11 protein-coding genes are annotated in these 14,544 nt (G+C 67.8%); 3 read left to right on the top strand and 8 right to left on the bottom strand.

Annotation, left to right across the window (positions count from 1 at the left end; all coding sequences use genetic code 11):
- Nucleotides 1-2: 2 nt before the first annotated feature.
- Entirely contained in the window at nt 3-1,175 is a 1,173-nt protein-coding gene (locus Acy02nite_RS23570; protein ID WP_239175118.1) for a calcium-binding protein, read from the bottom strand.
- 265 nt (nt 1,176-1,440) lie between these two features.
- Nucleotides 1,441-2,532 (bottom strand): calcium-binding protein, encoded by a 1,092-nt coding sequence (locus Acy02nite_RS23565; RefSeq protein ID WP_203743974.1) that lies wholly within the window; start codon nt 2,530-2,532, stop codon nt 1,441-1,443.
- Nucleotides 2,533-2,813: 281 nt separating this feature from the next.
- On the opposite strand from Acy02nite_RS23565, the gene Acy02nite_RS23560 reads away from it, so the two are divergent.
- Nucleotides 2,814-4,844 carry a YncE family protein gene (locus Acy02nite_RS23560; protein WP_203743971.1) on the top strand — a complete coding sequence of 677 codons (2,031 nt, stop codon included), beginning with the start codon at nt 2,814-2,816 and terminating at the stop codon, nt 4,842-4,844.
- Between the two features lie 141 nt (nt 4,845-4,985).
- Here the strand turns inward: Acy02nite_RS23560 and Acy02nite_RS23555 are convergent, their stop codons facing one another.
- The 5 genes from Acy02nite_RS23555 to Acy02nite_RS23535 form a co-directional block, all read right to left on the bottom strand.
- Nucleotides 4,986-5,291, bottom strand: coding sequence for a DUF4259 domain-containing protein (locus Acy02nite_RS23555; protein WP_203743969.1), 306 nt, complete (start codon nt 5,289-5,291; stop codon nt 4,986-4,988).
- A gap of 1,204 nt (nt 5,292-6,495) precedes the next feature.
- Complete coding sequence (locus Acy02nite_RS23550) at nt 6,496-7,851, bottom strand: FAD-dependent oxidoreductase (protein ID WP_203743967.1); 1,356 nt, start codon at nt 7,849-7,851, stop codon at nt 6,496-6,498.
- A 56-nt stretch (nt 7,852-7,907) separates the two neighbouring features.
- Nucleotides 7,908-8,450 carry a carboxymuconolactone decarboxylase family protein gene (locus Acy02nite_RS23545; RefSeq protein ID WP_203743966.1) on the bottom strand — a complete coding sequence of 181 codons (543 nt, stop codon included), beginning with the start codon at nt 8,448-8,450 and terminating at the stop codon, nt 7,908-7,910.
- Between the two features lie 75 nt (nt 8,451-8,525).
- On the bottom strand, nt 8,526-9,776 hold the full coding sequence (locus tag Acy02nite_RS23540) for a putative PEP-binding protein (protein WP_203743964.1): 1,251 nt from the start codon (nt 9,774-9,776) through the stop codon (nt 8,526-8,528).
- Nucleotides 9,773-11,626, bottom strand: a complete 1,854-nt coding sequence (locus Acy02nite_RS23535) for an FAD/NAD(P)-binding protein (RefSeq protein WP_203743961.1) — start codon at nt 11,624-11,626, stop codon at nt 9,773-9,775. Before Acy02nite_RS23535 ends, Acy02nite_RS23540 begins: the two co-directional genes overlap by 4 nt.
- A 266-nt stretch (nt 11,627-11,892) precedes the next feature.
- Between Acy02nite_RS23535 and Acy02nite_RS23530 the strand changes: the two genes are divergently transcribed.
- Complete coding sequence (locus Acy02nite_RS23530) at nt 11,893-12,321, top strand: OsmC family protein (RefSeq protein ID WP_203743959.1); 429 nt, start codon at nt 11,893-11,895, stop codon at nt 12,319-12,321.
- Between the two features lie 1,180 nt (nt 12,322-13,501).
- Complete coding sequence (locus Acy02nite_RS23525; protein ID WP_203743957.1) at nt 13,502-13,747, top strand: hypothetical protein; 246 nt, start codon at nt 13,502-13,504, stop codon at nt 13,745-13,747.
- A gap of 117 nt (nt 13,748-13,864) precedes the next feature.
- On the opposite strand, the gene Acy02nite_RS23520 is transcribed toward Acy02nite_RS23525, so the two are convergent.
- Nucleotides 13,865-14,290 carry a hypothetical protein gene (locus Acy02nite_RS23520; protein WP_203743955.1) on the bottom strand — a complete coding sequence of 142 codons (426 nt, stop codon included), beginning with the start codon at nt 14,288-14,290 and terminating at the stop codon, nt 13,865-13,867.
- Between the last annotated feature and the right edge of the window lie 254 nt (nt 14,291-14,544).

Here is a 14,544-nt window from a genome sequence, read left to right as displayed (position 1 = left end):
TGTTACCAGGGCTGGAACGTCTCGCAGGAGATCAGGGTGACGGTCTCGTATCGGCCGTTGCACACGTCGTTGTCAGCGCCGCCATCGAGGAGGCCGACACCGTAGTAGACGAAGAGTGTGTCGTCGCCCGCCTCGCCGTAGAGCTTGTTGTCGCCGTTGTCACCACGCAGCTCGTCGTTGCCGCCGCCGCCGAGAATGGTGTCGTTGCCGGCGAAACCGTTGATCTCGTTGGCCGCCGCGTTACCGACCAGGCGGTCGTTGCCCGAGCCACCCTCGATCAGTTCGACGTCGGCACCGACGGTGTCGTGCTCGCCGGCCACGCCGTCATCGCCGGAGACACCGTCCAGAGAGACGGCCAGGGGCTTCCGGTATCCCTGATAACCGACCTGGTCCCGGCCGGCGCCACCGAGCAGCACATCAGCGTAGACCTTGCGGTCGTCGGGGTCGCCGCGCAGCTGGTCGTTGCCGGCGCCACCCTCGATGCGGTCGGCGCCGTACCAGCCGGTGAGGAAGTCGTTGCCGTTGTCGCCGTACAGCTTGTCGTTGCCGTTGTCGCCGAAGAGGTCGTCGGTGCCGTTGCCGCCGTGAATGACGTCGTTGCCGGACCGGTCGCGCATGTTGATGCAGTCGCTGTCGCCGAGAACCCGGTCGTTGCCGTCACCGGCGGAGACGTAGTCGGACCCGTCACCGGCGTAGATCAGGTCGTTTCCGCCCGCGCCGTAGATCTTGTCATTGCCGGCTGCCCCGTCACAGAGGTCCTCGCCGTGCAGGACATCGGCCTTCGGGCCGCCGACGAGGGTGTCGTTGCCCGCGCCGCCGTACGCCTCGATCCTGAGGTCGCTCTTGTTGACCACCGAGTCGTTCCCGTCGTAAAGCTTCACCGTCACCTTGGCGGGTGTCTTCGTGGTCTTGCAGCGAACCCGAGTCTTGTCGCCTTTGACCTGCTTGCAGTTCTTGCCAGGCTTGACAGCCACCCGGTCGTCGATCGTCACGGTCCGCCCGGACCGGGTGATCACGACCTTGTTCCTGACCTTGTCGTCGGCCGAGAACGAGATCGTGGTGGCGCCCGCGGACACCCACCCGTAGCTCGACGCCGCGGCGGGGCCGGCAACGGCCGTAGCGGCAATGGTGGTGACGGCCGAGAGGAGCAGGGCTGAACAGACTTTGCGAAGCATCGGCAATCCCTCGATGTAGTTATCGGGTGGATCTCATGGGTCTTCGACGTCGAACAGGGTGTGCGGCGGCCTTCCTCGTCTGCGTCAGCGGATCCCGCCCGGCCAATACTGTTCGGCGTACTCGCAGTTGGCCGTGGTGTCGGCCTCGCTCGCGTAGCAGTTGTCGCCCTTGCCGGTGGCGTTGTCGCCGCCGTCCAGGTGATCCGTCTCCGTGGAGAGGCCGCGTCTCTCGTCTGCGTGGTCCCGTCAGGCGGCGACCCGGCCATTACTTGACGATGTGCTCGCATCCGACGGTGGTGTCCGCCTTCGTCGGGTAGCAGTAGTCACCATCGGCACCGTTGCTGCCCGCGTCGAGCAAGTCCTTGCGGTTGTTGCCCCAGTCCTCGCCGGAGAGCAGGTCGTCGCCGGCTCCGCCGTAGACCTTGTCGATGCCGTCGTCGCCGGAGAGCTGATCGTTGCCGCCGTAGCCGTAGATGACGTCGTTGCCGCCCAGGCCTTGGAGGATGTCGTCATGGCTGGTGCCGTAGATGTGGTCGCCCTGCAGGCTGCCCCACAGCGCCTCGACGTCGGCGGCGAGAGTGTCGTGCTCGCCCTTGACGCCGTCGTCGCCCTTCACGCCGTCCGCGTCGAGCGTGACGCTCTTGTCGTAGGTGAAGTACTCGGCGTAGTCGGTGCCCGGGCCGCCGGAGAAGTAGTCGGCGTCGGCCTTCTCCTGCTGGTACGGATAGGAGGGCACGAACTCATCGCGGCCGGGACCGCCGTAGAACCTGTCGTTGCCGGGATCTCCACGGAAGACGTCGTCGCCGTTGCCGCCGTACAGCACGTCGTTGCCGAAGCCGTCGGAAATCTTGTCGTCGCCGTCGCCGGCGTAGACATGGTCGTTGTCGAAGCCGGCCTCGATGGTGTCCTTGCCGCCCAGGCCCCGGATCGTGTCGGCACCGTTGTCGCCGCGCAGGAAGTCGGCTTTCGGGCCGCCGGTGATCTGGTCGTTGCCGGTGCCGCCGTCGGCGGTCATCGCCAGGCCGGACTTGTTGACGATCGAGTCGTTGCGGTCGGACGTGGCGACCACGACGCGGCTCGGCGTCCTCTTCGTGGTGCAGCGGACCTTGGACGAGTCGACCTTCTTGCAGCCCGCGCCGGGTTTGACCGCGACCACGTCGTCGATCGTGACGGTCCTGCCCGAGCGGGTCACGACGACCTTGTTCGCTGTGCCGCGCGCCGCCGAGTACAGGACCCTGGTGCCGCTTACCGACGCGACGCCGGCCGAGGCTGCCTCCGCCGGCGTGGCCAGGACCCCGACCGAGATGGTGGTGAGCAGGGTCAACCCGATACGGGACACCCACAGCGACCGGGACACGATGATTCCTCCCCCGCGCGCATTCGTGATCATCAGCGCGTCGGCAGCATCATAGAACGCTACGGCCACGTTCCGTCGCCCCGCACAGCCAAGCGTGGGATTTGTTAGCTTGCAGAGCAACGACTACGCAGTGGAGCAGCGGACCGCAGCCATCGGCGCACCCGACTGTCGCACAGCGTCAGCCACGTCGCCCCGGGCAGCCGACGTCGTCGGGTCGTTACCGTATCGACTCATCCGATCAGCGGATGATCATGAGCTCTAGTTGATCTTAAGATCCAGCAATGCGCTCGTCCCGCACCGCTTTCCTGGCGGCCACCGTCACCAGCCTCGTCCTTGGCGGACTGGTCATCTCGGCCGGCGAGGCGGCGGCCGACACCTACGGAAAACTTCCGATCGCCTCGTTGGGCGATCTCGTCGTCGACCCGGTACACCAGCGGGTCTTCGCGAGCGACCCACGCAGCGGAACAATCGTCGCCACCGACTACCAGGGCCGGAAAGTCGCACAGTTGAGCGACCTTCCCGGCGTACGTGGCCTGGCGCTGTCCGCCGACTCCAGCCACCTCTACGCCGCGGTGCCCGGGGCGAAGGCGCTCGTCTCGGTCACCACCACGACGATCACTGAGGCCAAGCGCTACCCGGTGGGCGACACGTGGTATCCGGAAGAGGTCGTCGCGATCGGGAACGAGCTCTGGTTCGGCTACGACGAGAACAAGGACACCGACGGGCTCGGCGGTTTCGGCTCCGTCGACCTGACCACGTCGGAGGTTCGAAAACACGAGCAGAACGGCGACGGCGCGGGGGCGTGGAGCTGGTTCAGCGGCCCACCGCGGCTGCTCGCCAGCGCGGCACGGCCCGACCTTCTGGTCGCGACCGACGCCCGTAGCACCGGCGGTGCCCTGGCGCTCTACGACGTGTCTTCGGGCACCGCGACCGTGACGAAGACGACCCACGCGCCGGGCCATATCGCGGTCGATGACCTCATTTTCGTCGCGAACAGCACCGCCCTACTGCGGATCGGGTACTCCAGCCGGTGGCGCATCGGCCTCGACGATCTGGCTGTGAGCCCGGCCTATACCAACCTGACCGCCACCTACGCGGCGGACGTCGCAGCCGACGGGCGGGTCGCGTTCGCGGCGGACACCGACGCCGGCGCCGCGCTCGTCGTCTACCAGGCTGACGCAATCGAGCCGGCGAAGCGGATCACCCTGCCGAAGGTGGACGGCGTCGCCGTCACACCCGCCGTCAAACGGGGGCTGGCCTGGGAACCCGGGGGCAACCGCCTGTTCACCGTTGTGCAGCGCTCCGACGAGTACTGGCTGCTCGTCCTCAACGACCCGACGACGACCCTTCCGGCGCCCCCGACGCCGCCGGTGGCCGGGCGGCCGAGCATCACCTTCCAGCAGCCGCCGTACTTCTACGCCCGCCCCAACGTGCCATTCACCGTCACTGGCGGGACCACGGGCATCCTGGCCGACAGCGAACTCGTCGTGACACGAGTCAGCGACGCTGCGCCGACCAGCACCGAGATCGCCAGAGTCAGGACCGATGCGACCGGGACGTTCCGCTTCACCGACACGCTGACGGCCGAGGGCCCCGCTACGTACACGGTCACCTACAAGGACGAACTCGGTTATGTGGCCGCCACCGGCCTGCTGGATCTCTACTGCTACCGGCAGCCCGTCTCGCTCAGCCTGGACCGGCACGGCACCACCTACGCCCACGGCACGACGGTCACCTTCACCGCGAAGCTCGGCAAGACCGCCACCAACCGGGTCGTCGAGATCTGGGCCGACCCGGACGGCAGCGACCTGCCGAAGCGGCTGGTCAAGAAGGGCGCCGTCGACAGCTCCGGCAAGCTCAGCGTGAGCCTCAAGCTCACCCGCAACACCAACCTGCGCGCCAGCTTCGCAGGCGACGCCGTCTACGAGCCGTCAATCGCCGATGTACGGGTCAACACCCGCGTCGCGGTCAGCTCCACGGTCACCAAGCACTTCCAGACCAAGAAGATCGGCGCGCAGAGCTACTACGTGGTCCGGACCACCAAGGACCCTCGCTTCACCACCACGATGACCGCTTACCCGAAGCGCTATTACCGGTTCGTCTTCCAGCGTTACACCGGCGGCAAGTGGAAGCCGTTCCGCACCAGCTACGCCTCGCTGGACTCCCGCGGCAAGTCGTCCATCGAACTGACCGGCAAATACCCGGCCGGTGCGAGGTTCCGGATGCGTGCCGAGTACGCCACCGGAAACTACGGGGACAGGGTCAACGCACCCACCTACGGCGCCTGGAAGTACTTCACCTACGCCAAGTGATCGCTATGACGGCTGTCGTGCAGGTATGACGTCGAGCAAGTCCTTGCGGTTGTTGCCCCAGTCCTCGCCGGAGAGCAGGTAGTCGCCGGCTCCGCCGTAGCCGAAGCCGTCGTCGACCTTGTTGAGGTCGACACCCCCGCATTAGAGGACGAAGAGGGTCTCTTGCTGTGGCGGGTCCAGGATGGCACGCAGGTCGACGATTGTCCGGCGCCATTTGCTGCCGTCGGGGCTGGCGTTCCAGGCCTCAGCAAGCCATGTCGGCTTCGCGATGAGACCGTCCAGGGCGTTGATGGCGAGGTCCCGGACGTAGGCCGGGAACCGCGGCATGGGGGGTTCGAGGACTGCGCCGATCATCTCTATGCGGTCTTGTGCCGATGCGTCGTCAAGGGCATCGGCGAAGTCTGCGGCGTCATCGTTGTCGAACGGCCCGACATCCCAGATGCCCATTGCTCGCTGGCCTCCCCATAGCCGGAGCGATCGTCGCACAACGGCCGTCACGAGGCAGTCAGGCCGACCGCCCCTCGAGCCAGGATGGCAACCTCACACGCCTGCCAATGAGACTTACGGCTAAACCCCATTCAGCGCAGGCTTCGCGGCGAGACAGCCACGCCGAGCGGGGAAATCACTGCCATGCCTCGAGAGCCAACCGCTCCGCCAGAATCTTTTTGACGTGCGAAGGCGGTAGCGGGCGGCTAATGATCCGGGACAGCGGCTGATCGGGATGCAGGCCAAGCCGCCACAGGGCACCCGCGTCAATGTCTACGTAGTGTCTGCACCACCAACGACCGGTCTCGTCGTTGCGACCGCACATCACGCCGCCGCGGACTTCGCCCTCTCCGAAAGGGTCCCAGTCGATGCCGCGGTCGGCCAGTCAACCAGCCAGGGAGAAACGGCCGCCGCCATCCGAGGAATACACCGACACCCAGCCGCTCATGCCGCCAGTGTACGGAATCCGGTGGGTTACAGGATGCTCCAGACTGTCGACGCCCTCGCGTCCGGCAGCCGCAGTGGTCAGCCTGTGAGCGTGGGCGCCGTGCTGACCCGGGCACAGTGCCGGCCGCCGAGGCGCGGGCAGTGCTGGCCCGATACGAGCAGGCGCTGACCTCGGCCGGCCGGTTCTTGGTCACGGCGACACGCGGCTGCGCCTCGCACCCTTTGGCAGGGTATTGGAGTTGGCGTGTGGGACCAGGCGATGGACTGTCGAGCTCGCTCGCCTTGCTACGAACTGCTCGACCGGACCTTGATCTTGGACCGTGCGCATTTGCTGCACGCCCTGCGCGAGTGCGAACACCACCACAACGAACATCGCCCACATCGCGGCATCGCGAACGCCCGACCGCTACGGCCTTTACCCGAACCGGTCACCGAGCCAGCCGCGCTGAGCCACCTCGACGTCCGCCGACATGACCGATTCGGCGGACTCCTCCACGAATACCTGAAGGGCGCCTGAGCAGTACGGATGGCGTTCTCGGCACTCGCAGCGCCGAGCGACCCGTTCGAGTCCGAGCGGGCTCGCCTGGGTGCCGTTCACCCAGGTGCGCCGCATCATCGACGCCGGGAAGGCCAGCGACGGCACGACGCTCGTCGCGTTGCTGTCGCTGCTGGACCTCGTCGGCTGACAGCTCAGCCACCCCAGGACGGGCCGGCCGCGTCAGCGTGGCCGGCCCGGCGTGCTTGCGCGCGGGGATCGCAGCGACCCGCGCAGGACACGGAGGACGACTCCCGGCCTGAGCAGCGACGACGGGGGCCGCACCAGATTGAGCACACGCAGGAACGCCGCCCCGAGCACCGCGTCGTGGGTGGCCGCGACATGCAGCCGGTGCACGAACCCGTTGACGGACCGCACCCGCACGCCGCGCCGCCCCGGCACCTCCGGGAACCGCAGGTCGGTCCCGACGGCGATCGTCCAGGGCCCGTCGATGATCCGCGCCGCGCCGGGGAAGAACCGGGCCGCGATCCCGGCGCCGCTCCCGGCGAGCAGGCTGCGCAGCAGCAGCGCCTGCAACGCGGCGACGGTCATACCCTGACCGTAGATCGGGTTGAAGCTGCAGAGCGCGTCGCCGAGGACCAGGTAGCCGGACGGGAACCGGCGCAGCCGCTCGTACCGGCGGCGGAGGCTGGCCGGGAACCGCATCGTCACCGGTTCGCCGGCGGGGGGCGCGGACCGGACGATGGCCGCGATGTGCGGTGCGGCCAGCTTCTCGGCGAACGCCACCATGCCCGCGTCGTCGGTCGGCGGCTGCTCACCGAACATGCCGTTGAGCGCGATCGCCACCCGGTCGCCCTCCAGCGCTGCGGCGATCCCGGCGCGGGGCGCACCCGGCACCGCGTTCGTCAGCGCTCCGAGCAGCCCGTCGAGGTGCTCCGGGCAGCGTTGGTACAGGCGGGTGACGTACGTGACGTCGACGCGGACATGGTCCTCCGGCGGCGGCGGGTAGCCGAGCTCCGCCAGCCACCGCGGGCCGCGGGAGGCGCGCCCGCCCGCGTCGACGACGAGGTCCGCCGCAATGGTGCGGGGCGTTTCGGATTCGTGCCGCGGGGCGACCCGCACGCCCGTGACGGTGGTGCCGGAGGCGTCGGTGAGCAGGCCGGTGACCTCGGTCCCCGGCACCAGCTCGACACCCGGCAGCGCGGCGACCCGGCTGCGGATCACATGCTCCAGCAGAGGCCGGCTGACCCCGATGCCGATGAGGTCCGACGGCGCCCGCCGCATCCGGTGCCCGTCGTTGTACCAGTGGACCTGGTCGTGCAGGTCGACGATCGGCGCGCCGGCGTCGCGCAGCTGTGCGGACAGACCCGGAAACAGCTCCTCGAGCACCGACCTGCCGCGAGCCAGCAGCACGTGCAGCTGCCGGCCCTGCGGCACGGACCGGCGGCTCGCCGGCTCGGCGGGCAGCAGATCGCGGTCGATTACGATCACCCGCACGAAACGCTCGCTGAGTGCCCGGGCGGCCAGCAGGCCACCCATGCTCGCGCCGATCACCACCGCTGTCGCTTCGTCAGCCATGACCCGGACGCTATCGATCGAGATCACTCAACGGCATCTCGCACGATGCTGACTTGTCACACGCCGTAGCCCTGCTCAACGATGCGCGAAGCCATCGGCAGGTAGTCCTCAGGTCGCTGTGGGGCGAACGTGCCCAGCCCGTCGACGTAGCGGTTGAACATGCAGAACGCCGCGGCGATCAGCACGGTGTCGTGGATCTCGACGTCGTCGGCGCCTTCCGCGCGGGCGGCGTCGATGAGTTCGGCGGTCACCGCCCGGCCGCTCTGCTGAACCGCCCCGGCGATATGCAACAGCGCCCGCAGCTTCGGCGACACCTGCGCGGAGTCCAGGTCGGCGCGCACCTTGTCCACGAGAGACATGCCGGCGTCGAGCTGGACGGCGGCGAACGCCGAATGCGACGAGCAGCAGAAGGTGCATTCGTTGAGCCCGGACACGTAGGCCGCGATCAGCTCCCGCTCACCCGGCGGCAGGGAGTGCGGAGCGCGGAGCAGTATTTCGGCAAGCATGTTGAGCGGCTGTGCGGTCTCCGGGCGGAACCGCATCGGGCCGGTGATCCCAGGGAACTCGTGCTCGTCCACACCGAGGTCGATATAAGCCATGCGCCTCACCGTGGCACAAAGTGATCGGGCCAACATCTTCAGCCGTGCGCAGTTGTCACACCGGCCGGCGCGGGCTCAGGCGGCCTTCCCGACAGTGGGTGCCGGCCGGCCGGGGGACCGGAGGACGTGCGTGAGTTCCGAGACGCACATCATGTATCCAGTCGGCGCAGGAAGCCGCTCGATGTAGTGCTGGAGGTCGGCACCGAGCGCGAACACCCGGGTCGGGGTGCCGGTTACGCGCGCGTCCTCGATGACCCGCCGCAAACCGTCGAGGACGGCTGGGTGCCGGGTGCGGTAGGACTCGGCGACCAGGTGATTGCTGCGGTCGGCGGCGAGGTAGAACTGCACCAGGTCCTTGGTACCGACGAACAGCTCATCGGCGCCGGCTGCGCAGATGTTCGAGGTGGCGTGGACCGCGGCCGGCGTCTCGATGAACGCGGACAGGGGCGTCTCGGGCGACAGCCCGAGGTGCGGTCGCAGCTTCGCGAACTCATCGGCGTCGGTGAGGAACGGCGCCGAGAGATGGACACGACCGGCCTGGGCGCCGAGTCGTCCGCGCAGAGTGTCCAGCATGACGTGCAGTGCCTGGGGGTACGCGGCCGAGCGGAGCAGCCATCGGGTGCCGTGCAGGCCCATGTCGGGGTTGGGTTCCCGCGGCACCGTGGCTTCGCCGGTGATGTGGACGGCATCGTTGGAGCGCAGGTCGAGCATCCGCAGTATCAGCCGCTGGCCCGGCAGCAGCGCTTGCGCGCATGCCGCCAGTTGTTCGGCGATCGCCCGCCCGTAAGCGTCGACAGCGGCCCCGCCGCGCAGAGCGTCGATGGGGCTGAGGCCCGCGGCGAAGCACAGGAACTCCTCCCGGACGAAGAAGGACTCGACGACTGACGGCCGCGGACCACCCGAGTTGAGGCCGCGGATGTCCCGGAGGTCGGCGATCACGGCACAGGCCGAGCCGAGAACCTCCGGCTGTGGACCGGCCGGGCTGGTGATCGCCACACCGGTTCCGGCGGCGGCCGCGCCGACGGTGACCGACTCTCGTTCCAGGTCGAGCGTCACCACGCCGGCGAGCTTGTCGAGGTCGGCCGGGTCGACGCGCAGGACCGGAATGCCCTTGGCGCGGCAGATGGACTGCATATGGCCGGTACGCCCGCCAGTACTGCAGACGACCGCGCGGGCGGTCATGAGCGCGTCGTACAGCTCAGGGGTGATCGCCTGCGCGATGAGGATCGAACCCTCCACCGGCAGTGCGGTGCGATTGCACGGCCCGTCCACCACGGATTCGGTGCCACGGGTGAGTAGGACGCCACGGATCTGTCGTTCAATCACGAGTACCCCGCCTCTTCATCATTCGCGATACCCAGCTGTCGTCGCAGCTGGCGCGGGGTTACCGAGATGTCCGTCAGCCTCCGCACCGCCGCCCGATTGACGGCGACGCGGATCAGCCTGCTGTCCTGTTCAGCAGTGGCGGCCGGGATGCGGCGGCCGGAGCGGAGGAGACCGACCAGCTGTGCGTCGAGGCGCTCGCGCGCGGCCCGCGACCGTGCGGCGAGGCGCTTGACCTCCACGGCGACGGCCTGCTCGAACTCGTCGTGGGTCGCCTCGTCGGCGGTGAGCGAGCGATGCAGGGCCGCCCTGCCGTCGCGGTCCAGCTCGAGGCGTTCGACGACGTGCGCGGCGACCACGATGGAATGGTTCTTGATCGCGGCGAGATTGAACGCGAAGGCGCCGGTGCGGCCGTTGCGCACGATCTCGTCACCCTCGCGCATCACCCCGATGGCGGAGAGCATCTCGATCGGCTCGCCACTGGGCCGCAGTGGCGTACCCGAGCTGCTGATCTCGATGCCGCGACCGGTGCGCTCGTGGGGAGTGACAAGCTTCTTGGCCAGCAGATCCATCCACAGCGGGGAGTCGACGTGGGTGTAGTCGAACTCCCGCCCGAAGTTGCACACCACGAAATCGGCTCGGATGACGCGGGTGGCGTCCTCGGTCACCACGACGACGTCGAGTTGTCCCGACGTGGCCGGTGCGACTTTGTCGATCCTGCCGACGACGAACTCGACCGAGCCCTGGCCGGACTCCATGGCGTGCTCGACGATCGACGTCGTGTAGAGCACCGCGCCGACTCGCAGCGAGGCGATCTGCGTACTGAACTCCTGGAGCAACTGCCGGAGCTCGCCGGTCGGGATCTGCTCGATGACCCGGGGAAGGTAGGGCTCCCACGCCTTGGCCACGCGTTCCGTGACGATCAGCCGGTCGATGTCGGGGTGCTCGGTGGTGACCGCGTCGCAGGCAGCCTCCCACTCGGCCTGGACGCGCGCCAGGAATTCCGTCCGGTCCTGGTACGGCTCGAACAGTGTGGTGGGTGCGGGGAGCCGGACCACGCCGTGCTCGTGGTGTTCAGGGTAGGTCCGCGGCCTCGTGCCCGACTTGGAGACCAGGTGGACGGTGCCGGTGTGGCCCTGGCGCAGCAGCAGAGCCACCGAGTCGTACGCGCTCAGCACCGTTCCGACGATCACCACGCTCGCCCCGGCCGGGATCGCGAGGAGCCGCCGCACGCCGTCGGTCGAGTACGGGTGCCGGATGAACGCATCGTGGTCGAGCACCTCGGTGGCGAACGCCGGCTCTTTGAGCTCCATACCGGTCGCGAGGATCACGTGATCGGCCGTCAGCGTCCGCGTCGGCATCACCCCATCGGCGTCACCGTCGCTGGGGGACTGCCGGATCGACACCTCGGCGTGATCGCCGCTGATGTCCAGGCTGACCGCCTCGCCATCGATCTCGACGAGCTCGACATCGGGGTACGCCTCCAGGCGCGCCTCGGCGATGCGATCGGTCAGGTAGTCGTGGTAGATCCGGCGCGGCGCCGGCCCGCTCTCGACGAACGTGAAGTCCGACCACGGCGCTGACCATCCGCTGCGGTCGGCCTCGTGATTGGCCCACCGCACGAAGTCGTTGACGTCCTCGCGGAACGCGGACATCCGGCCAGCCTGGATGTTGAACACGTGATCCCACGGGTTGCCGTCCCGGTGATACGCCACGCCCGCGTACCGGTAGTCGTGGCGGCGCTCGAGCAGGACGATCTCGAGGGGCTCGCGGGCGAACTGGAGAAGCCGGATGGCCGTTGCCGTGCCGGCCAGTCCGGCGCCGACGATGATAACCCGAGGACGACGACGCAAGCCCTGCCTCCATGTGAGTCATCGGCAGGACAAACGCCCGGCCTATGTGGATCATCCCGTCCTCCGGAACGACGAGAGTAATCACCTTGGGGATCCACCGATTCTGACGGCCGGAAACGCGGCGGCGCCACTTCGTCAGTGCGGAATCCGCCGGCACCGGCGGCGGCTACAGTCGTCGTGCCAGGCGGACCGCCGGAACATCGGCAGACTTGGCATCGACCGTGATCATCGCGCGAAGGGGGACGGCGGGTATGGATCAGATGACGGTGGCTCTCGTTCAGAGCGGGCAGACGGCATCGGTCGCGAGCATTCGCGATCACGCCGTCGTGATGGACCGCCCGTCCTCGCACGGCGGATCGGACGCCGGCCCGATGGGTGGCGAGACGCTGCTCGCCGCGGTCGGCGGCTGCTTCATGAGTACCTTCTACGCCGCCGCCCAGGCCCGGTCCGTCCCGATCGAGGGCGCCACCTCACGTGTCACGGGCGTGTTCGTGGCGAACCCCCGGCGGTTCGGCTCGATCCACATCGAGGTGTCCTGTGACTCGTGCCCGCCCGCTGACCTCGAGCACCTCGTCGAGGTCGCTGAACGCGGTTGCCTGGTGGCGGCGACCCTCAGGCAGGGGATGGCCGTGACCGCGTCGGTCGCCGCCGAGCCCGCTCACCCGCGTCGACCGGCCGACGCCGCCGGGGCCTGAGCGCCAAACGGCACAACGCTTGGTCACGCCCGCCTTCGGGGGGAACCGGGGCGATCATCTCCTCACTGCGCACCATGGAAGATGCACGGAAAGTTACCCGCCGCTACGTTGAGCATGGGCCTCCCGACCGCGCCGATCGGGAGCCTTTCGGGCCCGCCGGCGTCGGCATGGGCCACTCCCCTCGCCACGGCGGGCGGCTGGGTTGCTGATGTCGTTGCCCGCCGGGGCGGCACTGGTCCTTCCCGACCCGCGGCAGCTGGCCGGGGAGGGTGCTCGCGGACAACGTTGCGCGAGCTGCGGGCCAGCCATGCCCTGGTCGGGCCGTCTTCGCTGTCCGGGGCGGTGATGGAGCAGCTGCCCGGGCTGGAGTGCCCGATGGTCGGCGGCGAGCCTGCTCGGCCGAGGTCGCCGCCGAGTGGTCGCGGGGCCGGCAGATGTTCAACGCCTACGGTCCGACCGAGGCGACGGTGTGCACGACCATGAGCGGCCCGCTGCGGGGTAGGGACACTCCGCCGATCGGAAAGCCGAGAATCCCGGGCGTACGTCCTCGACGAGCAGCCGACGGTGGTGCCGCCAGGGGTGGCCGAGTGAGCTGCACCTGGCCGGGCCGAGCCTGGCGCGGGGCTACCTGAACCGGCTCGGGCTGACCACGGCCGGGAGTGAGGTGGACCCGGCCGGGATCCGGGCCGCCGCGGGCCGGATGGACGGAACACGTTTCCGACACGCGATCACCATCGGATCACCACGCTCCCACGAGATGGGCATTTAGGGAGCAAAAATGGGAAACGAAAGGCCGTGACCCTTGTTTCCGCAGGTCACGGCCTTTTCCAGAAGTGCGCCCGAAGGGACTCGAACCCCTAACCTTCTGATCCGTAGTCAGATGGCCTACCCAGAGTGGCGCTAAAGTACGAGTTGACTCTATCAGGGCCAGGTAGCGTGCGCAAACCCGCTGCCACCAGCAGGTTTATTATCGCAGGTCAGAGCCGGTCGTCTGCGAAGGCGGGCTGAACTAGCAGAATCGGAGCCCGGCCGCACGAGCGGTCGTGCTGATTTAGCTCCGGTTGTGCTGGAACTGTCGCCGACATCCGATCACCACCGGATCACCACGCGATCAACTGCCGATCTCGGAGCGGCATGGCTGACGTCGCGCTGCGGCCGACGGATCACCTTCACCACGACGATGACGCCGTACCCCCGGCGTACCGAGCGGTTGATCTTCCAGAGGTACGCGGGCGGCAAATGGGTGGCGTGGAAGAGCGGAACCTACAAGCTCAGCTCGGCCGGCAAGTACACGTACACCCTCACCGGAACCCACAAGACCGGGGTCAAGTATCGAGTCTCGGCGGCATACCTGACCGGCACCTCCGGCGACCGCGCCAACTACACCACCAACGGGGCCTGGAAGTACTTCATCTTCAGCAAGTAAGCAGCGGCCGGGCCGGCGCCTCCGGTCAGACGCGGTGGCGCCGGCCTGCTTGCGAGTGGCCCGCAGATATGTGAGGCCTCCATGATGAATTCGATTTGTCGGAGAGTGAGCCAGCCGCTAGGAGAGAGAGAACATTGTCCCGGTGACGATCGCCTTGGACCATCCCCGCCGCGGCGATAAGCCCTTGGGGCTACGTGCGTGAACGCTCACGTTGATGATCGTGGGCAACGCCGTTTGGGGAACATTCGCGATGACGGGAACCAGGCCATCGTACGTGATATTGATGCTGTTCTCTGAGCCAGCGGCCGAGGTGTATTCACCCTTCACGCTGGATTGGTCGATCCAGAATCCAGCAGGTGCGGGAAAGCTGGTCACGTCTGAGTCACAGCTCTTGCGCACTCCACGATCGGTCGGCTCGGTGGTGCATTCGGCGGCGATCCTGAAAGGTCTTTCCGTTCGCTGCGGAGCCGCGGCAGCCGGGCTCACCCCGACAACCAGGGATACCAGAAGAGTGGTTACAGAAACGCCTGACATGATCTTCATGAAGTGATTTGATCACGTGCTCGAAGCTCCGGCGTCAGGATTCTTTAAGGTGAATGGTTTTACTTACTCGACCATGCGCAGGAGCCATGCTGGCCGAACACCCGTGAGCCTGGCCGCCTGACCTGTACCGCGCTCAGGAAAAAACACCATTCGACGCTCCGCAGCCCGAAAAGGAATTAGATCTACTGAGACGGATGGAGTCGGCCAGCCGCCCAACTGCAACTGACACATCCAGCTCAAAGCGCTCTGGCCGG

It is taken from the genome of Actinoplanes cyaneus, assembly GCF_016862095.1.
Lineage (GTDB): Bacteria > Actinomycetota > Actinomycetes > Mycobacteriales > Micromonosporaceae > Actinoplanes > Actinoplanes cyaneus.
The sequence above is the reverse complement of the archived record's forward strand: the minus strand, read 5'-3'. Positions and strand labels throughout refer to the sequence as shown.

What these genes read in the sequence shown, in the direction of transcription:
- Acy02nite_RS23550 (WP_203743967.1), bottom strand. Translation starts at nt 7,851, where the DNA reads ATGGCTGACGAAGCGACAGCGGTGGTGATCGGCGCGAGCATGGGTGGC.
- Acy02nite_RS23570 (WP_239175118.1), bottom strand. Translation starts at nt 1,175, where the DNA reads ATGCTTCGCAAAGTCTGTTCAGCCCTGCTCCTCTCGGCCGTCACCACC.
- Acy02nite_RS23560 (WP_203743971.1), top strand. Translation starts at nt 2,814, where the DNA reads ATGCGCTCGTCCCGCACCGCTTTCCTGGCGGCCACCGTCACCAGCCTC.
- Acy02nite_RS23555 (WP_203743969.1), bottom strand. Translation starts at nt 5,291, where the DNA reads ATGGGCATCTGGGATGTCGGGCCGTTCGACAACGATGACGCCGCAGAC.
- Acy02nite_RS23525 (WP_203743957.1), top strand. Translation starts at nt 13,502, where the DNA reads ATGACGCCGTACCCCCGGCGTACCGAGCGGTTGATCTTCCAGAGGTAC.
- Acy02nite_RS23545 (WP_203743966.1), bottom strand. Translation starts at nt 8,450, where the DNA reads ATGGCTTATATCGACCTCGGTGTGGACGAGCACGAGTTCCCTGGGATC.
- Acy02nite_RS23520 (WP_203743955.1), bottom strand. Translation starts at nt 14,290, where the DNA reads ATGAAGATCATGTCAGGCGTTTCTGTAACCACTCTTCTGGTATCCCTG.